This window comes from Motilimonas thetidivivens (assembly GCF_046452435.1).
Taxonomy (GTDB): domain Bacteria; phylum Pseudomonadota; class Gammaproteobacteria; order Enterobacterales; family CBDFNC01; genus Motilimonas.
In genome coordinates, this window is the sequence record NZ_JBKFDK010000006.1 from 130,741 (window position 1) to 156,218 (window position 25,478).

General features: G+C 45.2%; 21 protein-coding genes. 8 read left to right on the top strand and 13 right to left on the bottom strand.

The window, feature by feature from the left end; genetic code table 11:
- Window positions 1-131: 131 nt before the first annotated feature.
- Together prmA and ACK8OT_RS06765 are read right to left on the bottom strand one after the other, a co-directional pair.
- On the bottom strand, window positions 132-1,013 hold the full coding sequence (gene prmA / locus ACK8OT_RS06760; protein ID WP_410195733.1) for a 50S ribosomal protein L11 methyltransferase: 882 nt from the start codon (window positions 1,011-1,013) through the stop codon (window positions 132-134).
- A gap of 143 nt (window positions 1,014-1,156) precedes the next feature.
- A complete protein-coding gene (locus ACK8OT_RS06765; RefSeq protein ID WP_410195734.1) occupies window positions 1,157-1,585 on the bottom strand; it encodes a hypothetical protein in 429 nt (142 codons plus the stop codon).
- 362 nt (window positions 1,586-1,947) lie between these two features.
- On the opposite strand from ACK8OT_RS06765, the gene ACK8OT_RS06770 reads away from it, so the two are divergent.
- Entirely contained in the window at window positions 1,948-2,586 is a 639-nt protein-coding gene (locus ACK8OT_RS06770) for a response regulator transcription factor (protein WP_410195735.1), read from the top strand.
- Here the strand turns inward: ACK8OT_RS06770 and ACK8OT_RS06775 are convergent.
- The 5 genes from ACK8OT_RS06775 to ACK8OT_RS06795 all read right to left on the bottom strand — a co-directional run bounded on the left by ACK8OT_RS06775 (window position 2,574) and on the right by ACK8OT_RS06795 (window position 10,164).
- On the bottom strand, window positions 2,574-4,406 hold the full coding sequence (locus ACK8OT_RS06775) for an ATP-binding response regulator (protein ID WP_410195736.1): 1,833 nt from the start codon (window positions 4,404-4,406) through the stop codon (window positions 2,574-2,576). The two genes, ACK8OT_RS06770 and ACK8OT_RS06775, sit on opposite strands and share 13 nt — an antisense overlap.
- Window positions 4,407-4,750: 344 nt before the next feature.
- Entirely contained in the window at window positions 4,751-5,209 is a 459-nt protein-coding gene (gene aroQ / locus ACK8OT_RS06780) for a type II 3-dehydroquinate dehydratase (protein ID WP_410195737.1), read from the bottom strand.
- A 243-nt stretch (window positions 5,210-5,452) separates the two neighbouring features.
- Complete coding sequence (gene acs / locus ACK8OT_RS06785; protein ID WP_410195738.1) at window positions 5,453-7,402, bottom strand: acetate--CoA ligase; 1,950 nt, start codon at window positions 7,400-7,402, stop codon at window positions 5,453-5,455.
- Window positions 7,403-7,713: 311 nt separating this feature from the next.
- Entirely contained in the window at window positions 7,714-8,337 is a 624-nt protein-coding gene (locus tag ACK8OT_RS06790; RefSeq protein WP_410195739.1) for a 3'-5' exonuclease, read from the bottom strand.
- A 21-nt stretch (window positions 8,338-8,358) separates the two neighbouring features.
- Complete coding sequence (locus ACK8OT_RS06795; protein WP_410195740.1) at window positions 8,359-10,164, bottom strand: DUF294 nucleotidyltransferase-like domain-containing protein; 1,806 nt, start codon at window positions 10,162-10,164, stop codon at window positions 8,359-8,361.
- A gap of 209 nt (window positions 10,165-10,373) precedes the next feature.
- Between ACK8OT_RS06795 and ACK8OT_RS06800 the strand changes: the two genes are divergently transcribed.
- The 6 genes from ACK8OT_RS06800 (at window position 10,374) to ACK8OT_RS06825 (ending at window position 18,201) form a co-directional block, all read left to right on the top strand.
- Window positions 10,374-10,913: a GspH/FimT family pseudopilin gene (locus ACK8OT_RS06800; RefSeq protein WP_410195741.1), complete on the top strand. Its 540-nt coding sequence runs from the start codon at window positions 10,374-10,376 to the stop codon at window positions 10,911-10,913.
- The gene (locus ACK8OT_RS06805; protein ID WP_410195742.1) at window positions 10,904-11,611 is read left to right on the top strand and encodes a prepilin-type N-terminal cleavage/methylation domain-containing protein; all 708 of its coding nucleotides are present in this window, start codon (window positions 10,904-10,906) and stop codon (window positions 11,609-11,611) included. The genes ACK8OT_RS06800 and ACK8OT_RS06805 overlap by 10 nt, the downstream gene beginning before the upstream one ends.
- Window positions 11,608-12,711 carry a hypothetical protein gene (locus tag ACK8OT_RS06810; RefSeq protein WP_410195743.1) on the top strand — a complete coding sequence of 368 codons (1,104 nt, stop codon included), beginning with the start codon at window positions 11,608-11,610 and terminating at the stop codon, window positions 12,709-12,711. The genes ACK8OT_RS06805 and ACK8OT_RS06810 overlap by 4 nt, the downstream gene beginning before the upstream one ends.
- On the top strand, window positions 12,704-13,456 hold the full coding sequence (locus tag ACK8OT_RS06815; RefSeq protein WP_410195744.1) for a hypothetical protein: 753 nt from the start codon (window positions 12,704-12,706) through the stop codon (window positions 13,454-13,456). The genes ACK8OT_RS06810 and ACK8OT_RS06815 overlap by 8 nt, the downstream gene beginning before the upstream one ends.
- Window positions 13,457-13,518: 62 nt before the next feature.
- Window positions 13,519-14,658, top strand: a complete 1,140-nt coding sequence (locus ACK8OT_RS06820; RefSeq protein ID WP_410195745.1) for a 3-phenylpropionate MFS transporter — start codon at window positions 13,519-13,521, stop codon at window positions 14,656-14,658.
- Window positions 14,659-14,733: 75 nt separating this feature from the next.
- Window positions 14,734-18,201 carry a hybrid sensor histidine kinase/response regulator gene (locus ACK8OT_RS06825; protein WP_410195746.1) on the top strand — a complete coding sequence of 1,156 codons (3,468 nt, stop codon included), beginning with the start codon at window positions 14,734-14,736 and terminating at the stop codon, window positions 18,199-18,201.
- A 15-nt stretch (window positions 18,202-18,216) separates the two neighbouring features.
- Here ACK8OT_RS06825 and ACK8OT_RS06830 read toward each other — a convergent pair whose 3' ends face one another.
- The 6 genes from ACK8OT_RS06830 to cutA form a co-directional block, all read right to left on the bottom strand.
- Entirely contained in the window at window positions 18,217-19,008 is a 792-nt protein-coding gene (locus ACK8OT_RS06830) for a hydratase (protein ID WP_410195747.1), read from the bottom strand.
- Between the two features lie 47 nt (window positions 19,009-19,055).
- A complete protein-coding gene (locus ACK8OT_RS06835) occupies window positions 19,056-19,694 on the bottom strand; it encodes a response regulator (RefSeq protein ID WP_410195748.1) in 639 nt (212 codons plus the stop codon).
- A 137-nt stretch (window positions 19,695-19,831) separates the two neighbouring features.
- The gene (locus ACK8OT_RS06840; protein ID WP_410195749.1) at window positions 19,832-20,443 is read right to left on the bottom strand and encodes a LysE family translocator; all 612 of its coding nucleotides are present in this window, start codon (window positions 20,441-20,443) and stop codon (window positions 19,832-19,834) included.
- A gap of 136 nt (window positions 20,444-20,579) precedes the next feature.
- Complete coding sequence (locus ACK8OT_RS06845) at window positions 20,580-21,515, bottom strand: LysR family transcriptional regulator (RefSeq protein ID WP_410195750.1); 936 nt, start codon at window positions 21,513-21,515, stop codon at window positions 20,580-20,582.
- Window positions 21,516-23,309 carry a protein-disulfide reductase DsbD gene (locus tag ACK8OT_RS06850; protein WP_410195751.1) on the bottom strand — a complete coding sequence of 598 codons (1,794 nt, stop codon included), beginning with the start codon at window positions 23,307-23,309 and terminating at the stop codon, window positions 21,516-21,518.
- A 55-nt stretch (window positions 23,310-23,364) separates the two neighbouring features.
- Complete coding sequence (cutA, locus tag ACK8OT_RS06855) at window positions 23,365-23,685, bottom strand: divalent-cation tolerance protein CutA (RefSeq protein ID WP_410195752.1); 321 nt, start codon at window positions 23,683-23,685, stop codon at window positions 23,365-23,367.
- Window positions 23,686-23,978: 293 nt separating this feature from the next.
- On the opposite strand from cutA, the gene aspA reads away from it, so the two are divergent.
- A complete protein-coding gene (aspA, locus tag ACK8OT_RS06860) occupies window positions 23,979-25,436 on the top strand; it encodes an aspartate ammonia-lyase (protein WP_410195753.1) in 1,458 nt (485 codons plus the stop codon).
- Window positions 25,437-25,478 lie beyond the last annotated feature (42 nt).

Below are 25,478 nucleotides of genomic sequence, written 5' to 3' on the forward strand. Positions count from 1 at the left end.
TGTCGTCAGAGGAAAGGTTAATAAATAGACATTTTGCAAAAAAAACACTTGCAAAAGACCTTGTTTTTAGTGTTTCAACCTTGCGGCAGAGCAGCTAGGCTCTGCCTTGGGCGACTAGGGTGCGGTTTTGCTTAGATTTTTGTGCCAGACAAACGTGCCCACTCATCTTTGATGGTTGGCGCTGCCATTTCAAACTTAGCTTGGTAGACGGCATTAAGCTCATCGGCTTGTTGTTCTAAAATGCCAGATAGGCCTAATACACCGTTTGGTTTAACTAAGGTGCTAATGGGGTCAAATAGCTCGCGTAATGGGCCAGCTAAAATGTTGGCGACCACCACATCGGCGAGTAGTCCTTGAGGTTGATCTTTGGCAAGGTATAGCTCAATTTTATCTGCAACCTGATTACGCTGTGCATTATCAAGGCTAGCTGTGATGGCTTGTGGGTCGATGTCGATACCAATAACCTTGCTGGCTCCAAGTTTCAATGCCGCAATGGCTAAAATTCCTGAGCCACAACCAAAGTCGATAACGGTCTTGCCGGCTAAATCTAAACTTTCTAACCATTCTAAACAAAGATGTGTGGTTGGGTGTGTTCCGGTGCCAAAAGCAAGGCCGGGATCTAGCATCACGTTTACCGCGGTAGGATCGGGTACGTCGCGCCAGCTTGGGCATATCCATAGACGCTTACCAAACTTCATTGGATGAAAATTATCCATCCATTCTCGTTCCCAATCTTTATCTTCAAGCTGTTCAATCTTCCAAGCGAAATCTTTGCTCATAATTGGATGCAGTTTAAGGGCTTCAACGATAGGAAAGAGATCTTGCTCTGCTTCATATAAAGCGACTATATCTGTGTTACCCCAAAGTCGGGTTTCACCGGGTAAAGGCTCAAAAATAGGGGTGTCATGAGCATCTAGAAAGGTGACGGCAAGGGCGCCTGAATCTTGTAAAAGCTCACCGATTGGCTCGGCGGTGTCTGAAGTCGCATTAAGTTTAAGTTGGATCCATGGCATGATGTTTTCTCAAGTAGGCAAATAATGACCGATTTTTACGGTTTAGATGGCGACAATGGTAACATCGCCGCTTTGCCCAGCAAAGTAACCTGAATGATTGCAACGATTTTGGTATAAATTAACCCGTTTGCTTCACAGTAAGGTTACTTATGTAAATTTGCATTTCGTGATGCAGTTCGTTTAGATGGCGCATAAATACTGAGCTCTTGCCATTCGTGACGGCGGTGTTGGTAGCGTAAATACAGTTTATGCATAGCGTAAAGCGTAAGCAGTGTCGCTGCAATCGTGGCTGCAAATTGATGGGAAAGCTGGATAATAAAGGCTGCACAGGCAATAAGTAAAAATGGTATAAACTCATACAACCATTCGGGAAGGAGAAACAAACTTCTTCTTGGCTGGCGACGCTGATCGGTGCGACGATAGTTGGAGCGCATTACCCAAACCAACGCGCCAACTGAATAGAGAATAGTGCCGGCAATGATGCCATAGCTGGTTTCTAGCATAGAGATACTGCCTACACCTGCCACTAAGTAAGTCATAGGAAGTAATTCATAGGTCATCTTGCTTAGCATAAAACGTCTCCATTTATGTTTGCAATGCAGCTTGTTGTTTGTTAACAACTAATACAGGGTGTCACTTAATTTGCTAAGGTCGTTCGCTTAATGCGTTACTGGCCATTGTTCTCCTTGAGGCATCAAAGCTAGTTGTAAAGTATGATTTTCATGAAAGCATTAGCTCATCTCATACTTCACAATATCTCAAATTGGTGTTAAAAAAATGTTGCAACTAAAGCGAAGTTTAGTCGTAGAAATGTGATCTGGCCAAGGTTGTTGCGGTGGTTTTTTACTTGGTTGCTCAGTCTAAAGTAGTAATTCTGCCTATCCTTATGATTCTAAATTAGAAAAAAGATAAGAAAAGGAACTAATGGGAAAGTATGAAAATTAAAATAGCCATCATAGATGATCACCATTTGTTTTTGCATGGCATGGAGTTGATGCTGCAAAATTCGGGAGCTGAGGTGGTAACCTTTGACAGTGCTGTTACGGCATTGACCCAACTAACTAGTGAGCAACCCGATCTTATCTTGATCGACCTTGCCATGCCTGAAATGGATGGTTTTAGCATGCTTCGGGCGCTTGATGCGCGTGATATGTTGTTTCCCGTGGCGGTGGTATCGGCTTCTGAAGATATTGCCCAGATTTCTGATGCGTTAGATGCTGGAGCCATGGGATTTATACCTAAATCTTACCCACCAGAAAAATTACTTTGTGCCATCGAAGACATTTCGATGGGGCAAATCCATGTTCCGGAATCGTTAGCGGTTGAGCTGATGCAGCACAAAGCGAACGAACAAGCGCGAGTCAGTTGCACTCTTTCTTCACGTCAATTGGATGTGCTCAAGTTGTTGGCTAAGGGTTACCCCAATAAAAAAGTGGCCGATATATTAAATATCTCAGAAGACACAGTGAAATTTCATCTGCGGGGCATTTATAAGGCACTTGGCGTGTCTAATCGCACCGAATCTGTCACTCGCGCCAATGAGTTAGGGTTGTTACCGCTTCATCGGGCATAAGCCTTTTGCTTCATCAATAGCTTATTGAGGGCCATACGTAATTGAGCCCCTTTTACTGGCTTATGCAGTAACAGATATCCCGTTTCTTCATCACTATGGCGAACCGGAATATTGATATCCCCCGTGAGAATGATGGCGGGTAATGGCGCTCCTTTGAGCTGATTAAACAGGGTGAGCAGCTGAGGTCCGTTATATTGGCCAGGTAAGTTGTAATCACTGATTATCGCGTCAACTTTATTGGTTTTAACAAGTTCAATGGCTTGCTCTGGCGATGTGCTAGCAACGACTTGATATTGCCAGCTCTCTAACATCGAGATCATGGCTTCCAGTACCATCTCGTCGTCATCCACTAACAGTATGCTGTGTTGAGGTGAGGTTTGTTCATATTTGGGCTTAGGCTTGGTGTTGATCAGCTGTTGCTTATCCCCATACTGAAGCTGCAGACTAAATACCGTAAAGTGATTTGGCCTAGAAACCAAAGTTAGTTGCAGCTTTAATAAGTTCGATATCTTTTTCGCCAGTGCTAAGCCAAGCCCCAAACCCTTATTTCTATTGCGCTCCGGATTAGCTAATTGGCTGAACTCATCAAAAATAGTCTCAGATTTATCTTGTGGTATGCCTTGGCCATTATCCCAAATTTGCAGCTCGAGTCGTCCTTTACGTCTGCGCGCCCCCATGATGACCTTAGTTGCTTTACTGTGGATCAGGGCATTTTTAAGCACTTGTTCAATGACTTTGCCAAGATAGCTAGGGTCGCTATAGACCACTTGAGCGCTTGGTATCACCTTAAGCGTTATATTATGCTGCAGCGCCAACGGGCGAAGATCGGCTGCTATTTTTATGAGTAATGGAGCAAGCTGAAAGTGATAACAAGTGGGTTTTAGGGTGCCACTGTCGAGGCGAGAAATATCGATCAGGGCTTCAAAATATTGACTAAGTGAGTCTATTGCTCGGCTCGATTTGGTCAGCAGTTCATCAGCATAAGGGGTAGGGTGTTGCTGTTTTAATAATTCGTTATAAATACCTAGGCTATGCAGTGGTTGGCGTAAGTCGTGGCTAGTGGCGGCAATAAAGCGCGATTTATCTTGGCTGGCCTTAACCGCTTGAGCAAGGCTTTGCTGCTGACGCTGCTGGGACAATAGGACTTGACGTTGATCTTGGTGGCGGCTTCTCATTAAGTGATAAGCGTAATAAACAAAAAATTCGCCAGTGATAAGCTCAGTAACATGATAGCGCAGCTGAGTTTCAGGAAGCATGATCAAAATGGCTACATAAATGATGAAAGCCGCGATGCTGTGCAGCAGTGATGTCCATAACCGGCTAGGAAACACATAGCAAGCCAATAACGGATAGCTGATAAACAAAACCGTATAAAAAGTTTCAGACACGTTAGTTAAGCCGCTTAAAAACCAGCGATCATAAAACAAGGCAAAAAAGAAACATAAAATATAGAACTGAAAGATCCCCATCAGTAAATCAAACCTAGGGGGCTTTTGGCGCTGAAAACTGTGTTTATAAATGCATCCCGCTAAGGCGGCTAGCAACAGACGTAAGCTAAATATGGCCCAGAAATGTAGACTTAATTGATAATGGATAAAATCTAAGTATCCGGCGCCAACAATCAGCAGAGAAAAGATGATTAACGGAATACGCAAAGCCCGGGCTTGGCTGGGCCATAATGCTTGTTGAGCATGGATTTCTTGCTGGCGATCATTGAAATAGCCAGTAAAGTTATTGATGCTAGCTGTAGTGAGGAATTCGTTATGTTGAATAGACAAGGGCATCTTAGTTGCTTCTAACACAGAAGGAAGGCTCAGCATATCATAAGGCTATAGAGAAAAAAAAAGCCCGACATTGTCGGGCAATCGCCAATTAGCTCTCTCGTGTCAATGGCGTAAAGTACGGATTACACAACCGCTCTCACACTGCTGTGTAACTGTAGACCGTAAGCACGAGATGAATAATGACAAGTTTTTGATTTTAATGTAACTACCCAAATGGGTAGTTTTTTGATTTTTTACTTAGTTAACCTCAATTCTGGTCAATGAAGCCAGCTGATGTATATCGTATGAATAAGTAGCACAACTTCGTTTTCAGGGATGAAAACGCAGAGCGTATAGGGACATATTCACCGCGTTTTTGCGGATTAATCATACGATATAACTTATCCAACGCTCTGGTTAGTCAGCTTTTGCGCCACTGCCCGTAATGCAAATTCGTAGCCTTGGCTACCAAAGCCACAAATGACACCTGTGGCTTTGTCGCTTAAATAAGAGTGGTGACGGAAAGCTTCTCTGGCATGCACATTGGAAATGTGTACTTCAAAGAAGGGAATGTTGACCCCTAATAAGGCATCGCGTAATGCCACACTGGTATGGGTAAAGGCTGCTGGGTTGATGATGATATAGTCCACTTGTCCCATGGCTTGGTGGATCTTTTCGATCAACTCGTACTCGCGGTTAGATTGCAAATGATCCAGCGCTAAATCGAACTGCTCGGCTAAACGGCTAAGATCGGCAACGATATCGTCTAGGGTTTGTGCACCGTATATTTCAGGCTCACGTTTACCGAGTAAATTGAGGTTAGGCCCGTTAAGCAGTAGCACTTTGCATTTTTTTGACATAGATCGATTTTCTCTGTACGGGATCCTTGTCACAACTGCCGGAAACTCGGGCAAACATAGACAAAGATCAAGGCATGATGATTTTGACTAAAGAAAGCTTGAATATATTTGTATCTTAATGGTAAAGCTATTTAAATCATGGTTTTACCACTCAATTTTTCACTCTTTAGCTAAAAAAAAGCCGGCTAGAAAGCCGGCAAGCGAGTGTAGAATGGAATTTTTTTTTATGCTTTCAATACCCTTTTATACTACCTTAGCTTTTTCTTCAATCAGTTTATCAACCACTGAAGGATCCGCTAGGGTAGATGTATCACCTAAAGTGCTGGTATCACCGGTTGCGATCTTACGTAAGATCCGGCGCATGATCTTACCAGAGCGTGTCTTAGGTAACGCTTCAGCCCAATGTAAAACATCAGGTGTAGCGATTGGGCCAATTTCTTTACGAACCCATTGCTTCACTTCAGCATGAAGCTCAGGTGTTGGCTCTTCGCCTGCATTTAGGGTGACATAAGCATAAATGCCTTGGCCTTTAATCTCATGTGGTACACCTACTACGGCTGCTTCTGCAATCATAGGGTGAGCCACTAACGCACTTTCAATCTCTGCGGTACCCATGCGGTGACCAGATACGTTCAATACGTCATCAACACGACCTGTGATCCAGTAGTAGCCGTCTTCGTCACGACGAGCACCGTCACCGGTGAAGTACATACCTTTAAAGGTTGAGAAGTAGGTTTGCTCAAAACGCTCGTGATCGCCAAATACGGTACGCATTTGACCTGGCCAGCTATCTAGCATTACGAGGTTGCCTTCAGTGGCGCCATCGAGAATATTGCCTTCGTTATCAACCAGTGCCGGTTGTACACCAAAGAATGGGCGTGTCGCTGAGCCTGGCTTCAGAGCGGTTGCACCTGGTAGTGGGGTGATCAAGATACCGCCTGTTTCGGTTTGCCACCAAGTATCCATGATAGGGCAACTTGAGTTACCAATAGCGCGGTAATACCATTCCCATGCCTCTGGGTTAATTGGCTCACCTACCGACCCCATAATGCGCAATGAGGTGCGTGAGGTGCCTGCGGTGGCTTCATCGCCTTTGGCCATTAGCGCACGGATAGCCGTAGGCGCTGTGTATAAAATAGTTACCTGATGCTTATCCACCACTTCGCTCATGCGCGCTGTGCTTGGGTAATTTGGCACACCTTCAAATAAAATGGTTGCAGCGCCGTTGGCAAGTGGGCCGTAAACTAAATAAGTATGGCCGGTGATCCAACCCACGTCAGCCGTACACCAGTAGATGTCGCCAGGTTGATAATCGAAAATATATTTAAAAGTCATCGCCGCATAGACGAGATAACCACCTGTAGTGTGCAACACACCTTTAGGTTGGCCGGTTGAGCCGGAGGTGTACAGAATAAACAGCGGATCTTCAGCATTCATTGGCTCTGGATCGCACTCAACCGGTTGATCTGCTGTAATATCGTGCCACCAAACGTCACGGCCTTCTTGCCATGCAATAACGCCACCGGTGCGTTTTAATACGATAACTTTTTCAATGCTGTTTACATTTGGATTGGCCAATGCTTCATCGACGTTTTTCTTCAGTGGCACTGCTCGGCCGCCGCGCAGACCTTCATCTGAGGTGATCACAATCGATGAATTTGAATCGATAATACGACCCGCTAGTGCGTCAGGCGAGAAACCACCAAAGACGATAGAGTGAACCGCACCAATGCGAGTACAAGCCAGCATAGCAATCGCCGCTTCAGGCACCATAGGCATGTATAAACATACTACATCGCCTTTCTTAACGCCTTGAGATTTAAGTGCATTAGCAAATTGACAAACTTCTTTATGTAATTCTTTATACGTTAGTTTTTTATCGTCAGCTGGATCATCACCTTCCCAGATGATAGCAACGTCATCACCGCGTGTTGCTAGGTGGCGATCGATACAGTTAGCAGATACGTTTAGCTGACCATCCTCAAACCACTTAATGTTAACGTGGCCAGGATCGTAAGAGGTGTTTTTAACCTTAGTGTAGGGAGTGATCCAATCGACAATTTTACCTTGCTCACGCCAGAAGGCTTCTGGGTTAACGATGGATTCTTGGTACATCTTTTGGTAGCCCGCATCATCAATCAATGCATTTTTGGCAATATTTTCTTGTACTGGATAGACCTTTAAATCACTCATTATCACTCCTTGAAGGGAATTGTTATCAGTTTGCTAAACCGCATTTCAAAATGTGTAGGGATGCGCGTTAGCCTGAACATTTATAATTATTAAACTCGAATAAAAAAGGGTTTTTAACAATTAGACCTTTGGCTAACGGCATATAAAACCGAGGCTTACTATCTTGGTCAACATCATAGAGGGGGAAAGGTTAAAGTAATGTGAAGCGCTTCAACTAAATATTAATTTTTGTAACATTTTGTTGATAAAGGTCACGCTGAGTTTAAATAGGCAATCAAAGGGGTAAATTAACTGATTGATAATTTTAAATTTTAAATTAGCTCGGGTCGTTTGCCGTAAGTGAGTTGTAGATACATGAGCGCCACTGTGGTTGCGTCACCAAGGGCGCTATGGCGGCCCATGATCGGAATATCTAAGGTTTTTGCTAAGGTTTCAAATTTGTGATCTAGCCACGCATCGGGGTAATAAGTGTTGACCTTTTTGTAGTACACATGGCACAGCTCGACCGGTTTGTTGGGCAGATGAAAACCGTAGGTTTGCTCGATAAATCGGTTTAAAACGGCCAGATCAAACTTAATAAAGTAGCCCAATATTGGGCGATTACCGATAAAGTTTAATATGATAGGCAAGGCTTGCTCTATGCTCATGGCGCCTGCGATATCTTGATTGCGGATTTGATGCACCGCAATGGAATCGGCATTTATCGGGGCTGTTGGTTGGATCTTAATACTGAGCTTTTGTGATGTCAGGATCTGTTGCTGCTTAATTTTTACCGCCGCTATGGTAATGATTTCCGCATTGTTTGGATCTAGGCTTGTAGTCTCGCAATCGAGCGATATCAGCTCATCGCCGTGATAAGGTGCAAAAATATCAGTAAAGGGCGTTTGCTTGGCTCTGCGTTTATCAAATGGTCGTAGTAGTCTGGCTAAATGCATGTTAGTCAATAAGGCTTATCGTTAGTAATCACGGATCATAAAGTGATGGGCTAAAAAGCTTTTAAACTTTTTCACCACATGAAGTCCGTGCCTGAGTAAATCGCGTTCATTGGGGGTGAGCTGATTGATATCGAGCAAATTAATTCCCCGTTTACTTGGTGTTATGTGCTGCTCTAATCTGAGCCAGAAGAATAGTTGCAACGTTTCTTGTAAGTCTTGACCCTGTTTAGGCTCTAGCACCCCAAGTTCAATCAGTTTTCGGATCCGCGCAAAGGAGTTATTTACTAGGATGCCTTGTTCGATAGCGAGTGAACGAATGCCATGAACCAAGGTAAAGATCCCGCCTTTTTTAATATCCAGCTCAGCATCCTTGCTTTTCAAGTTACCGAAAATACTTAATGGGGTGGCGAAGGTGAGGGCGATGCGGGCAAACTGAGATAGCATCAACTCTCTATCATGGCAACCGGTTAAGATTTGTTGTTTGATTGGGGTTAACAAGGCTTTGTTTCCGGTAATGGCATGGGCATCGTTAATAATAGCTAATTGCATCATGCTGTTAGTGTCACCTTGCTGACCTTTTGCTATCCAAGTGTCGACTTGCTGCTGCCATTGGGTTTGGCTTTTCACCCAAGCCGGATTGCTCACCATGACGTTACCCGGACAGGGCGGGTAACCAAAACTAAGTAAATGTTGGCTAAATTCATTAAGTATTTGTTCTTGTTCGGGCCAATCTAAACCATCTTCGATGATCAGACCGTTATCTTGGTCGGTCTTAAGGATCTGTTCGCCGCGCCCCTCACTGCCCATCACCATGAGACAGACGCGGCTACGTATTTCCTCTGGAACCAAGAGCTGAAATAATTTCTCCATGATTTGACCATTCATGGTCGCCATCAGCTCCATAATAAAGACGATTTTAATGCCGTTATTAGTGAGGTTTTCTACTAGGTTATTAAGGGTTTCGGCGGCCGCTTTTAGTTCATCTATGGTTTGCGCACGAGCGATGCGTAGGGCAACCACATGGGAGTGAGTCGAAAACAAGCTCAGCACATGGGACATTTCCATGATGCCAACAATACTCGGTCCGCGTTTTACCACTACCCGCTCAATATGGTGTTGGGTCATGGCCAGCATGGCATTAAAGAGAAAATCGCCATATTCAATACTTATCAATCGATAATTAGCAAAGTTAGCCACCGCTTCCGTTCGCTCGACACCGTCAAGTACACAAGCCTTGAGCAAATCTGTGCCTGTTAACATGCCATAGAGGCCATCTTGCTCAACAATCAAGGTTTCTAGCTTTTGCTCCAGCATCATTTGCGTGGCTTGAAATAGGCTGACATCAGCACCAATCACCATGGCAGGTTGTAAGTTGGATTCATCAATGCGTGTGAGGATAAACTCGGCGAGGTTTTTATTGCCTTCGCGGGCTTCAAGTTGGGCATATTTTTGCGCCAGATCGCGCTGAAAATAGTCGGCAAACTCGCTATTACTGTTGACTAGTTCTCGGAAAATCTCGGTGGGCAGGGTATAGCAAATGGTTTCTTCTAAGGTGCGATAATCATGTTTGCATGGGCTGCCAAATTGGCTGCGGATATCAAAAAAATCATCATGGGTGTAATGCGCAAATAAGGTGCCGTTTGCTGCGCTGAATTCTTCAACTAATCCCTTTACGATAATGTAAAAGCTCGACGCCAATTGACCTTGATGCAAGAAGTGGCTTTTCGCTGGTAAGTAGATGATATCTAAACTATCGCTAAACAGCTTTTGCTGATATTTGGTCAACATATTAAAAGGGCTAAGGGTGAAGTTTACGATTTCGTCCACAGCTTACTCCAATCACCAAATGTCATTTTTCCAGCTTAGCTAATTAAATGAGCTTGCCTAGCCAGACTTTAGTCTGATCACATTAATGACAATTAAATCACTAATATTGGGTTTAAGTGATAAATCTATTTATTCATTTACTAAACTGTGATCCAGATATCGTGGTTGTTTTTTGTTCATCTTTAAAAAATTAGCTTTGAGTGGGTATAATGGATAAGCAAATAATTAGGCAAGATGGCTTTAATCTCATTGAGTTATTGATTGCACTGGCTATTGCCGGCGTCTTACTCGGCGTTGGCCTCCCTTCCTATCGGGGGCTAATACAAGATCAAAACCTCAAATCCGTTGCTGAAGCAACCTATAGCCAAATCAAGCATGCGCAAAGTTTGGCTCTGAAGCGAAATGAAGCCATCTATTTATTTTTCTGCCAAAATGGCGATGAGTGGCGAACGGCCTTAAGTAATAAAGAGCCTTGCGACTGTTATACGGCTAACTCGTGTACCTTAAATGGACAGGACACCAGTGCCGACTGGATTGATGGTGAAAGTTTACAATTGCCAGACCCTAAACCAGTCAATTTCGTAAATCGTCGCGTTAAATTTTCGCCCGTGCGTTTAACCGCAAATGCAGGTACTATTCGCATCGAAAACGCACAGCATAAAGAGTTAAAAGTGATCACGTCGATTCGTGGTCGGGTTCGAATCTGCCAAGTTGGCGATGTAGGATTAGGTTACAAGGAATGTATCTAAACAAACAGCAAGGCTTCTCATTAGTTGAGTTGATGATTTCCCTGGTACTGGGCACCTTAGTGATCGCCATGATCTCTAGCCTTTACGTCAGCGGCATCGTCAATAACATCAACAGTATCAAATACTCCCGTATGAAAACCGACTTGCAAGCGGTCATGCATTTAATGGAGTCTGATATTCGCCGCGCGGGGTATCGAGGGGATACGATATCTTATGCGTTAGGTACCTTGTCGGGTCCGAATAAATTTATGTGGTTAGAAAATACTACAACTACAAAACCCGATGGTACAGTAGTCAGCGTATCTGCAGGAATATCAACAGCGATTTTAGACCATGGTAGCAAGCCCAGCAGTTGTATTCTCTTTCGCTACGATTTAGATAAATCAGGTGGTGATATCGGCTCAAACGAGCACTTTGGATATCGATTGAGCAGTGGTGCTATCCAAATGACTACAAATAGCAGTTACGTTAACTACCCTACAAATTGCGATGGCACTACTTGGGAGACTATCACAGATCCTAATTTTATAACGATCAGCGATCTAAAGTTTGAGAATTCATTACTTTCTACATCGGTCTATTCAAGAATGAGGGTGGTTAAAATCACCCTAGAAGGTCAAACTACCTTGGGCTCTAAGACTGTCACAGAAAAACTTGAGTCTCATGTTCAGGTTCGAAATATGGAGATGTTTCAATGATGAGGCGTTCGTTACCTAAATATAACCATGGTGTTGCAGCATTAACCGTAACATTATTGCTTCTAGTATCGGCGACTAGCTTTACTTTTTTTAGCGTTAAATCCAGATTGATGGAAAGTAAGATTGCGCAAAACGAGTACCGATATCGTGAAGCTTATGTTAACGCTGAAGCTGGTTTAGACCACGGACTGAGTATCATAAATAGTAATGGTTGGAAGAATGCTACCGTAAACTTCACATCTTCAACCAATACGGCAGGAAACAAAGTGTATGTGAGCACAGCTCGCAGTGATTTATACACTGTTACAATTGAAGATTACCCTGCTGCTTCAGGTGGTTCGGGGCAAGGTGCCGCCTTAATTACGTCGGTTGGTAAGGGGAAAAATGGTACGACAAAAACAATTTCCCGTGTGGCTCGACATAATATAGGAGGGATCCTTATTGAGGCTCCATTAGTGGCCGCGGGAACACCTGTTTTTGAGGCTGCGGCATTCATTAATGCAAATGGCAATTCAAAATCGGTTGTTACTGGTGGTGAGGACTATATTGTTAATGGGTCTTCCGCAACCACCTCTTCAGTTAACACAGATAATTCGGATGTACGTGGTGATAACTTTTACCGCTATTTCAATCAAGGTAGGGATGCGTATACCTTCTATCGCGCACGCACTGATGTACACGTGGTTGATGATTGTTCAACCATAGAAGCTGACTCATTAATATACTCTACTATTTGGGTTAGGGGGGACTGCAATGCTAGCGGCGCTATCATAGGGTCGGAAGCTCATCCAGTGACATTGATTATTCACAATGGAAATGCGGAGTTTTCGAAAGCGTATGGTCTTGTTTATGCACTAAATACAAATACGGATGCTGTTGATGATACGCCTTTAACGGGGACAAATAGCCGTGATTTAGCGAAGTTTGTTCTTGGTGATGGTTCTACGGAGATTAATGGGGCTTTAGTGGTGGATTATAAATATACCTTCACTTTTCGTGGCTCGGTAACGATTAATTATCAGCCAGATTATATCACTGGTAGGCCGACAGGTGATTACGCAGAGGCATTTTGGATGTCGGGAGGCTGGGAAGATGTCTAAGTTAAAACAATTTCAAGCAGGTATTGGTTTAATTGAGATACTGATTGCTCTGTTAGTCGTGAGTGTGGGGGTTTCTGGCATAGTTTCCCTGCAAAAGCACATGCGTGTAAAAAGTGCTGAAGCTGAAGAGCACCTCGTTGCACTGAGAGTCGGACAAGAAACCTTTGATGATTTAAGAAGTTTCGGGATTGGGAGTTTTAGTAGTGTTAGTTCAGCTACTGCTACTTCTTTAAATTACTTACCTCAATCTACTTCGGCTAGTTTTACTACTTTTCAACGGCAGGTTGTACCTTCGGTAATTACTTCTAGCCCTAATCAGGGGATTACTGCAGTTAACAAACTATATGAGTTGAAAGTGAATGTAAATTGGACGGGGTTGCATGGAGATTCAGAATCCATTGAATTAAAATCAGCTATCAGTCCTGTGAGTGCTTTTACCTCTGATAATTTATATGTACAGAATAACCCAGGCTCAGGCACAGAAAATCCACTGGATGACAGTGTGAATCCTCTTTCACCTTCGTTTGTGCCACCTGCGTATGAGCCTTATGATTCTTCTGCACCCGCTAAAAATAACTTCTATGCTAAAGGCGATTTAGTTAAGCACGATGGAGTAACATATAAATGTAAGGCTGGTTCCAAATGTCGAGATCACGCTAACCATGGTCTAGGCAATACTGACATAGCAGATCCCAGCTGGATAGCTGATGCATGGGAAGTATGCACACCAGGTTCATGCTTGTAACATTTACTATTCTTAACTGTATCACTACAATAAAGGCACTTATCCTTTTCAGAGTCCATTAAGTGCCTTTTTTATCTTCTCCTCTTTGGCTTGCCGGTTTTTTCTCCTTGTTTTTCTTTGCTTGGGGCATTTTTTTACCTTTTTGGGCGCTTTGGCTTGAGGGGGAGGGCTTAACGCCGGGGCAAATTGGGTTAGTGTTAGGGGCGGGGTTATTGCTGCGCTGCTTTGCCAGTTTGTTGATCGTGCCTAGAGTCAAAAAAGAGAGCCAACTGCTGCCTGCGATCCGCTATCTGTGCTTTTTTACCTTGGCGTGTTTTGCTTTGTTTTTATTTTTACAAGGCTTTATCTTACTGGCGCTGGGCACCTTACTGGCTAATTTTATTATCTCGCCGTTAATGCCGTTGGGTGATGCCCTAGCTTCAAAATGGGTCAGCCAAATTCGCCTTGATTATGGCAAGGTGCGGTTGTGGGGCTCGGTCAGTTTTATCATTTCTTCGAGTATTTTGGGCGGTTTAATTACCCGCTTTGACCACTCGATTATTCTTTATGCCATGTTAGCCAGTTTGCTGGCGTTGGTATTGATGACTTGGTTCAAGCCTGTCACCTTACCGCAAGATACTCTGTCGCAAAGCAGTGTCTCTTTGCCTTTATGGCAAGTGCTAAAACAGCCCAGCGTGGTGCGTTTTATTGTGATCACCAGCTGTATTCAAGGCAGCCATGCTGCGTATTACAGTTTTAGTTCTATTTATTGGAAAAGCGTTGGTTACAGCGAAACCACCATCGGCTATTTGTGGGGGGGTTCGGTGTTGGCCGAAGTTTGCTTAATGGCGATTGCCAGTAAGTGGTTTGGTCGCTGGCGAGCCAGTCAGCTGTTTATGTTGGCGGGAGTTGGCGTCGCCCTGCGTTGGAGTATGTTAGCCTTCACTAGCGAGCTAGCCTTAGTGGTGTTTGCTCAGTCTTTACATGCTATCACCTTTGCCGCCGCGCAAATTGCGGCAATTCGTTATATTTCAGAAGAAGCGCCGCCGCAATTCGCGATCCAATTACAAGCCCTCTATTCGGCAATTGCCCTTGGTTTAGTGACCGCGATTTTGACTTGGGTATCCGGCTACTTATACCCAAGTTGGCAAGGGCAGGTTTTTTGGTTAATGGCGATATTTGCACTGCCGGTATTTTGGTTAACTCGTCGGCGTCAGATCTAACTCTGAGCACTTGCCTCTTGTTTTGATTTAACGCTTTCATAACAATAGCAAAAATATTCTTCAACTGGGTTTGCCATGGATCTTGGCTGGTTAGTCGCGCCGGTGTCGGTCGCATATTTAAGTCTGCTGTTTTTAATTGCTTGGCTTGGCGATCGGCGCACTACTAAGCGCTTAAAATGGCAGCCTCTCATCTATAGTTTGTCGATTGGCGTTTATTGCACCTCTTGGTCTTTTTTTGGCACCGTGGGTCAAGCCAGTACCGATTTTTGGTCATTTATCCCTATCTATTTAGGTCCTATCTTAGTCTTTACATTAGGTTGGAAGCTGATCGGGCGGATCATCTTGATCGCCAAGCGCGAGCATATTACCTCCATCGCCGACTTTATTGCAGCCCGCTACGGCAAGTCTCAAAAGCTGGCCATGGTGATCACCTTGATTGCCATTATCGGTATCTTGCCTTACATCGCCTTGCAGTTGCGCGCTATTGTGATGGGCTTAGATTTGCTGGGCACACCTACCGTGAGCACGCCTTACAATACCGATAATACTGGGCTGATGGCACTGTTAGTAAGTCTTGCCTTAGCCATGTTTACCATCTTATTTGGTACCCGCAAAATTGATATTACCGAGCATCATCGTGGTATGGTGATTGCGGTGGCGTTTGAATCTTTAGTTAAGCTTGTTACCTTTGTCGCCGTGGGGATTTTTGCAGCTTACGTTTTTTACAGCGCGCCCGAGGCCATTACGGCACCGGTCACGACCTATTTTAGTCAACATGCCACGGCATTAAGTTGGGGCCAAGGCATTGAGATGTTAGTGCTCACTTTGCTTGCCGCATTTGCTATGGTGTGTTTGCCGCGCCAATTTCATGTCACCGTGGTAGAAAATAGCCAAGGCCAAGATATTCATTGGGCGCGGTGGTTATTCCCGGTTTATTTATTGGCGATGGGCGCGTTTGTGTTACCCCTTGCTATGGCTGGGCAGCTTTGGTTAGGCAGTGATGTCAGCCCAGATCATTATGTGATTAGTTTGCCAATGGCACTAGACCACCCCTATTTAGCCATCGCGGCTTACCTTGGTGGCATGTCTGCCGCCAGTGGCATGGTGATTGTCTCAACGATTGCTCTGAGCATCATGATCAGTAACGACATTGTGTTGCCGCTGCTGCTGCGTCGGCAAAATTTTGGCCAAAACAGTTTTGTCGAGTTTAAAGATCTGCTGATCAAGGTGCGTCGCACCGCGATTGTGGTGATCTTACTGCTCGCATGGGGGGCGCATTTATTATTTAACCAGCTTGAATCACTGGCTGCCATCGGCGTACTTTCTTTTGCTGCTATCGCCTTGTTTGCTCCCGCACTTATCCTTGGACTATTCTGGCGCAATGCGAATCGTAAGGGGGTGTATATTGGCTTAGGTCTGGGCTTTAGTTTCTGGTTACTGACTTTATGCCATGAGCTAGGTTGGTTACCCGGTAACATGGATAATAACTCGCTTATCTGGCTGTTAACGCCACCACAATTTGGTATTTTCGTTGAGTTAAGTCCGGCCTACTGGGGCATCATTCTCAGCTTATTGAGCAATCTACTGGGTTACCTTATTGGCTCTAGCTTGTCCTCACCGGCATTGAGTGAGCGCATGCAAGCGTCGGCTTTTGTCGGTAACGTTGACAAAGATCCGGTTGCCTTTTATCAAGCCAAGGTGCGTGTTGAAGAGTTAGAAATGCTGGCGACGCGCTTTTTAGGGCGACGCCGAGTTAAATTACACTTTTCTCGATATGCCCGAATCAATGATTTAACGCTTAAGCCAGACATGCAAGCGCCGGGCTCTTTGATTGAGCTAACCGAGCGGTTACTGGCTGGTGTATTTGGTGCTTCTTCAGCGCGCTTAGTCTTATCTTCCGCCTTACAAGGGCGGGATATGCAGCTGGATGAGCTGGCGACGATTGTTGATGAAGCCTCTGAGTTGTTTCAATTTAACCGCGGCCTACTGCAAGGCGCGATTGAGCATATCAATCAAGGCATTTCCGTGGTCGATAACCAATTACAGCTGGTAGCGTGGAATCGCCGTTATATCGAGTTGTTTAATTTCCCTAAGGAGCTTATTCAAGTTGGACGCCCAATCGAAGACATCATGCGTTATAACGCAGAGCAAGGCTTGCTGGGTTTAGGCGATATTGAATCACAAATAGCCAAACGTCTTGAGCATATGCGCAACGGCACCCCACATGAATCATCGCGCACACGTCTTGATGGCCGTGAAATTCAGATGCAAGGTAACCCTATGCCCGGTGGTGGTTTCGTGATGACCTTTAACGACATCACGCCGTTTCGCCAAGCAGAAAAAGCGCTCAAAGAAGCCAATGAAAACCTTGAAGCGCGAGTGGCCGAGCGCACCGAAGCCTTGTCGCATTTAAACTCACAATTAATGTACGCAACCGAGTTATCTGAGCAGGCCAACTTATCTAAAACGCGCTTTTTGGCCGCCGTTAGCCACGATTTAATGCAGCCTTTGAATGCGGCGAAACTGTTTACTTCATCACTACGCGAAATGGCGAATACCCCTGAAACGTCGATTTTGGCAAAACATATTGACGACTCATTAACCTCAGCTGAGGAGCTAATCGGTGATTTGTTAGATATGTCGCGGTTAGAGGCGGGCAAGCTAACGCCTAAGCCTAAGCACTTTTATTTAACCGATGTATTAAGCCAATTGGATGCCGAGTTTAGTGTACTGGGCAAGGAATATGGGGTGAATTTTCATACCCAACATGCTCATATTCCGGTTTATTCGGATCCCAAGCTATTAAGGCGTATCTTACAAAACTTTTTGACCAACGCATTTCGCTATAATCCTCAAGGCAAGGTATTGCTGGGCGTGCGCCGTGTTGCTAATGAGGTTGAAATTCAAGTATGGGATAACGGCCCGGGGATCCCGCAGCATAAGCTGGCCGATATTTTTGAAGAGTTTTTGCGGTTAGATCATTCAAAAACCGCACAAGAGCAAGGCTTAGGTTTAGGTCTTGCTATTGCTAAAGGCTTGGCCAAGTTATTAGGTCATCAGTTACTGGTGCGCTCTTGGCCCAACAAGGGAACCGTATTTAGCGTGCGGATCGCGCGAGCTGAGCCAAAATTAGTCGCTCAGCAGCAAACCAATATCGCCACGGCCATAGGTATTGAGGGCGTTAAAATTCTCTGTATTGATAATGAAGTGGATATTCTTGCGGGGATGCAAGCGCTACTGGGACGCTGGGGCTGTGAGGTGGAAGTGGCTGAAAGCTTAGATCATGCTGCAGAGTTATTAGCCAGTGGCTGGTTGCCGCAACTGATCCTCAGTGATTATCACTTAGGCCAAGGTAAAACCGGATTACAAGCCTTGCATATGCTCAGGCTGCAATACGGCGATATTCCCGGCGTGGTGATCAGTGCTGATCGCCAAGAAGAGATGCTGGCTAAAATTAAGCATCACGGCTATCGCTATTTAAGTAAGCCTGTAAAACCTTTGAAGTTAAAAGCCCTGATCAGGGCGATTTTGGATGGGGCCTAGGCTTAATTGTTTAGCTTATGCTGATGGAGTGAATTCGACGCTAAACTCACCCAAATCACCGTAGTGAAACTGAACGGGTTGATTTAACGGCAGAGCTAACACGCCGGCATAGGAGCCGGTGATAATATGCTGGCCTTGTTTGAGCCCAATACCTTGCTCCGATAGAAAGTTGACCAGCCAATACAGGCCTGCTCGGGCGTGGCCGTCTTGATGTTTAGCCTGATAGCTTTGCTCGCCTAGCGCGGTTGAGTTGATGGTTAAATCAAATGCAGCATAGCTTTCGTCTTGACTGGGTCGAATTTCAGGGCCAAGCCAAATTCCTTGATTTAATAAGCCATCGGCAAGGGCGGCGTGGAAGCTCTCTGTAGCGGGCGTTTGATAACGGCTAAGAATGAGCTCTAACGCTAAACGGGTTGAACCAATCGCCGCATCAATTTCACTTTGGCTGTAGGGCGTTGCCCGCGGCGGCAGATCGCGTGATAGGGTAAAACACAGCTCAGGCTCAATTAATGCTTCACCTTGGGTTGGCGTCAGTAAGACTTGAGCTTCGTTTTGAACCTCGTTGGCAAACAAATGGCCAATAATGGTTTTTTCGCCGTTAGGTAAGGCACACTTCCAGCCAATCACCTCAGTTTGAGCCAATTGGCAGTATTGCTGACTGACTTGGCGGGCAATAGCAAAGGCATCGGCAAAGTGATTCGGTTGTTGCTCAGGGAGCAAAGACGGGCCTTTGGTTTTATTTAGTCGGCGCTGGGTCAGTTCGGTTGCGGCATCAATAATTGCTGAGGTAGATAAGATAACAGTCATTTGGGGCTCAGATAAGAAAGCTCATCAGCAAGTGATGAGCATCAAGGTTATTCCACTTCCATTTGTTGCAGTGCTATCACGGCTTGAGTGCGATTGCTGACTTCAAGCTTGCGGAAAATAGCGGTGACATGTGCCTTAACGGTCGCTTCGGAGACGCCTAATTCATAGGCAATTTGTTTGTTGAGTAAGCCTTCATTGAGCATCACTAACACGCGGTATTGCTGTGGCGTGAGCTGCGCTAATTTATCGGCAAAGTCGGGTTGATCAGATTCGGCTTGATCTAGGTCGATGCCTTCGGGGATCCAAGGGTCGCCCGCTAAGGTTTGATTTAACGCATTGACCAATTGCTTCATTGGGGCCGACTTAGGGATAAAGCCCATGGCTCCAAGCTTAATGGCCTTGCGGATCACGGCTTCATCTTCGCTGGCCGAGACAACGACCACAGGCAGATCGGGATACAAGCCGCGTAAATGGGTTAACCCAGAAAAGCCATTGGCACCGGGCATTTTTAAATCAAGTAGCAGTAGGTCGACGTCTTCCGTTTGTTCAAGTAACGCCAAGAGGCCGTCAATGGTATCGGCTTCGAGTAAATTTGCGTTGTTAACCGCCATATGCACGGCTTGATAAAGGGCATTACGAAATAGCGGATGATCATCTGCAATAACAATAGTGTAAGGCGTGTCCATGGGGTTATATCCATGTTAATCGATGGTATACGTATTTACCTCACGCTAACACCAACTGTACTTTTGGTCAATTGATGGCCCTGTGGTAAGACTTTAGTATAGATCCCAGCTCACACAAATATGTAATATTTAACGCATCAAGACATCTGAATACCAATCAAACTGCCAAGGCCGACTAAGATCCCGCCCGATAGTTTGTTGATACGTTGTTGGTTTTTTTGCAGCCAGTTATTTAACCAGCCAGAGTAGATGAACTTCATTAACAAGGCCCATACCACGATGGCTTCAATGGCAATGGTCGCGGCAAAGAATAACTTGCTACTTGTTGAGGTGTCGGGGGAAACGATTTGGGTGAAGGTAGCGACCAAAAATATCAGTACCTTAGGGTTTAGCAGATTACACAATAGTCCTTCGAGATAAGCGTAGCGTGCTTTGATAGGGCCTTTGCAGCTAGAGTCCAAGCTTTTGCTTTTGCTGCGCCATGCCTTGATGCCGAGATAGATTAGATAACCTGCACCTAAATATTTCACCACGGTGAATAACAAAGGGGCTTGTGAAATCAGCAGTGACACGCCGAAAACAGCTAACAACAGGTGTGCACAGAACCCCGTCATGATCCCCAAAATACAACATAAGGTAGTGCGTTTAGCACCTGTGCTGCCATAGCGGATCACCATGATCATATCTGGACCTGGGCTTAGCATGCCAAGTAAGTTGATAACAAGTAAGGTGAATAGCACTTCAGACATAATACAACACAGCACAAAGTTAAACGGATATGGCTAAGTGTAGGGGGTAAGTGGTCATAACCAGAGTGACTTTTAAGAATTGTCATTATTCCATTTAGGAATTTGCCTTTTCGCGCTAGGTGGTAGTTTTTATTGGTTAATTTGTACGCGACAGCGGATCTAGCTCTTGCTGTTGAATGAGCTTAGCCAAATGGGTGCGAAACCAGCGATGGGCGGGATCTTGGTGATTGCGATGATGCCATTGCAGGGTACAGTCGAATTCGTCGATATGCACAGGTAATGGCTTGATCGTCACGGGGTGATCTTGTGATAAGCGTTTGGCAATATGCGAGGGTAGGGTAAGCAGCAAATCCGATTGTGCCACCATGTTCACCGCAGAAGGATAGGAGCTAACCCGTAATCTGACCTTGCGGGTGATGCCATGCTCAGCAAGGGCGCGATCAATCGCGGTGGTTTTATCCGTACCCACTGTGATCACCGCATGGTGGTATTGGGCAAAATCGTGCAGCGATAACTCGGCCTTCCCACTTAACGGGTGATCATGGCGCATGATGCAAACAAAGTAATCGCGGTTGATAAGGCTGGCATGCATATCTTTGGCATTGGGATCTTGGATCGTAGTGCCTAAATCCACCTTGCCTTCTTTGAGCAATTGATAGGTTTCTTTATCCCAGTTTTGCACATTGATACAGATATGCGGCGCCATCAAATAAATGTCGGCCAGCGCCTTAGGTAAAATATATTCACTAACATAGTCGGTGGCGGCGATGGTGAACTCTTTACGGCATTCACTGGGATCAAATTCTTGTGGGCTAAATAAGCCTTCCATGGTCTGCACTAACTTAGCAACTTCGGGCGCCAGTTGCAGCGCCTTGTTGGTTGGGATCAACTCATTGCCGGCTTTCATCAGTAAGGGGTCGTGAAACAACTCCCGTAATTTAGCCAAGTTTTTACTCATCGCCGATTGGCTAATGTATTGCCGCTGCGCCGCCTTGGTGACACTTAATTCTTGCAGTAACAAATGCAAGCTTACGATTAAGTTAAGGTTTATACGGCTAATGCGGTCAATCATTTAGTTAACCCCGAGTTGTTGTAAATGCGCTAAAAACTGCTCGGCATTGAGAAATCCCGTCACGCGAGCCTGTTCAAGTCGCTCGCCTTTGGGGTTATAAAATTCAATGCTAGGTAAACCAAGGATGTTTAGCTGTTTCAGCAGTGCTTGGTTAGCCTCATTATTAGCCGTGACATCGGCTTGGATCAACATGGCTTGCTCAAGTTGGGCAATCACGCTTGGATCAGCAAAGGTTTCACGTTCAAAGTCCTTACAAGCCACGCACCAATCGGCATAAAAATCCACCATGACCCAGCGCTCTTGTTGCTGGGCTTGTTGTAATTTTTGCTCTAACTCGGTCAAATTTGCCACATATTCAAAGCGCGATTTGAGGTTTTGTTGCACCGCTTGGTGTTGCTGGATCTGTATCACGCTGTAGCCGATAACTCCAAACGCGGCTAAAGCCAATAACAGACGATGCACATTTTTATAGCGACTAAGACTGCGTCGACTGGCTGAAGCTAAGTAAGCCAATAGCGCAAGAGCCAATAACGCGAATAGCAGGGTAACTAAGGTGGCATTTAAAAAGCGCTCTAACATCACCACGGCGACACTCAACAGCAGGAAGCCAAACACCACCTTAATGTGCATCATCCAAGGCCCTGCTTTAGGTAACAATTTACCGCCCGAGCTGCCCAGTATTAATAGCGGTAAGCCCATGCCCAAGCTAAGTGCATAAAGCACCGCGGCGCCTAAGGTCATATCGCCGCTACTGGCAACATACAGCAATGCCCCCGATAAGGGCGCGGTGGTACAAGGCGAGCACACTAAGCCCGAAATCAGCCCCATGATAAAGACACCCTTAATACTGCCGCCTTGTTGTTGGTTGCTTAAGTTATTTAACCGGTTACTGATAAAGCCGGGTAACTGTAAGTTATACAAACCAAACATAGATAAGGACAAGAGGGTAAATAACACGGCTAAGCTAATCAGAATAACCGGGTGCTGCAGCGCGGCTTGATACTTTAATCCCGCCATCGCCACCACTAGGCCCAGTAAGGTATAGGTTAGCGCCATGCCTTGCACATAGGTAAAAGACAAAATAAAACTGCGCTTGGTACTTAGCTGTTTTTGACCAACAATAATACCCGACAAAATGGGGTACATAGGAAAAACACAAGGGGTAAAAGCCAGACCGATACCCAGTAAAAAGAACAACCCTAGGCTCACTAATAAGGTTTGCTGAGATAGAATTGCCGCCAAGCCAGAGGCACTTTGCTTATCCAGCTGGGGTTGCTGATTTGGCCCGTTAACTGGTGCTTTATTAACTTGCGCTGGCGCTGCTGCGTCGGTATTCGCGTCGCCAGTCAGTGGGGTTAGGTAGATAGTTTTGGTTTCTGGTGGATAGCATAAACCCGCATCGGCACAGCCTTGAAAGGTGACGGTAATTTGCGCATCTTTTTGCACGTTAGCGACTTGCAATTGGATTTCGGTATCTTCTCGATAAATTACCACATCGCCGAAGTAATCATCATGGTAATCAATGCCTTTGGGGAGTTGATAGGGGGCAAGCTCTGCGCCCTGTACCTTGAAGCTGAATTGATGCTGATACAGATAGTAGCCGGGGGTGACTGCCCAGTTGAGAAAAACTTCGTCATCTTGTTGCTGATAAGCAAAGGGAAAAGCTTGATCAACGGGTAAAAAACTGGGCTGCTGAAACGGACTGTTACTATTGGCTTGGCTAAAAGGGTCGGCGCTGTGCACAGCAAAGCTAACTAGCCAACACAGTAAAATAACCGTCCATCGTTTTTTCATTACTACTACCTTAACGCGAAAAATTATTGGGATAAAAACAAAACAAGATACACAATTACTGGGTAACTTGATCAATCCAATTTAGGTATCTTGGCTCGCCTTGACTGATCGGCAGGGCGATAATTTCAGGGGTGTCGTAGCTGTGAATTGCTTTAATGGCTTCTGCTAGGGGCTCAAATAACGTGGCGCAGGTTTTAATCATCATCAGCACTTCACGATCTTGGTTAATTTCCCCTTGCCAATGATACATCGAATACACATTGGGCTGCATCGTTACACAAGCGGCCAGTTTTGCGTTTAGGATCTCGGTTGCAATCTTGTCGGCTTCGGTGTTGTCGGGCACCGAACAAAGTACCATGATGTAGGTTTGCTGCATTGGCATAACTCCTCAAATGTCCTGAAATGACATGTAATCCGTGATTGAGTTTGAAGCAATAAGCGCATCAATACGCTTTTGATCCATATCACAATTTCATTGTTTCCCTCCCAGAATAAGGGTATCCCCCTATACCTAGGTGCGCAATGATTACGTAGTCTGGTTTTATTGACCAAAAGTCTCATAACTTGATGCGGGATACAAGAATGCGGAGCAAGTTGGTCAACATCTGATGGTAGTTTGTGTACCGACACAGCTACTTTGCTTGTTTGAGCGCTTAAAGGGGACAAACCATGACAGCACCAGCCAGTATTACTTATCCGTTGCAAAGCCAAGATGACACGCGAATTGAGCATGATTTGCTTGGTCCACTTGCGATCCCAAAAGAAGCTTATTATGGGGTACATACCCAGCGAGCGATGAATAACTTTAAGATCAGCTCGCAAACCATTTCCGATTTCCCTGAATTTATTGTTGGCATGGTGCTGACCAAAAAGGCGGCGGCCTTAGCCAATGGTGAGCTTGGTACCTTGTCTAAAGACATGGCGCAACAAATCGTGCAAGCCTGCGATCTGATTTTACAAACGGGGATTGGACTCGATCAATTTAAGGTGGACGTTTTTCAAGGCGGTGCGGGCACCTCGGTGAACATGAACACCAACGAAGTGATCGCCAATATCGCCTTGCAAAACATGGGTTATGCCAAGGGAGAATATCAGCACCTAAGCCCCAATGATCACGTTAATAAATGCCAATCAACCAATGATGCCTATCCAACCGGATTTCGCGTTGCCTTGTATCGCTACAGTGACAAATTATTAGCGGCCATCGCTCATCTGCAACAAGCCTTTGATGATAAAGCGAAATCTTTTGATGACATCCTAAAAATGGGGCGCACTCAATTACAAGATGCGGTGCCCATGACCTTAGGCCAAGAGTTTCATGCTTATGCGGTTACCCTTAATGAAGAAATTAAGTTTATAAAACGCTGTCAGGAACTGCTGCTTGAGGTCAACTTAGGTGCAACCGCGATTGGTACGGGTTTAAACAGTCCTGCTGGATATTCAAAATTAGCCATCGCTAAATTGGCCGAGGTAACTGGCCATGACTTTGTGCCTGCCGAAGATTTGGTTGAAGCCACATCAGACTGCGGCGCGTATGTGATTTTATCCGGCGCATTAAAGCGTAGCGCGGTCAAACTATCTAAGATTTGTAATGACTTACGCCTACTTAGCTCAGGGCCAAGAGCGGGCTTAAACGAAATCAACTTGCCTGAAATGCAAGCGGGCTCATCCATTATGCCTGCTAAGGTAAATCCTGTTATTCCTGAAGTGGTTAACCAAGTTTGTTTTAAGGTCTGTGGTAATGATTTAACCATTACCATGGCGGCTGAGGGCGGACAGTTACAACTGAACGTAATGGAGCCGGTGATCGCCCAAAGTTTGTTTGAGTCCTTACAGCTATTGACTAACGCTTGTTACACCTTGGCGGACAAATGCATTGCTGGGATCACGGCTAACCCCGAAGTATGCTTAAGTTATGTCCAAAACTCGATTGGTTTAGTGACGTATCTAAACCCTTATATTGGCCACCATAACGGCGACAAAATCGGTCGCATTTGCGCGCAAACTGGCCAATCGGTAAAACAAGTCGCACTGGAGTTGGGGCTACTAAGTGAAGCCGAATTAGATGAAATTTTATCGGTTGAGAACTTAAGAAGGCCGCAATACCGAGCTAAATTACATGTTTAACAAATTGATTATTAATCTGAGCAGATAAGCCGGCAAATTGCC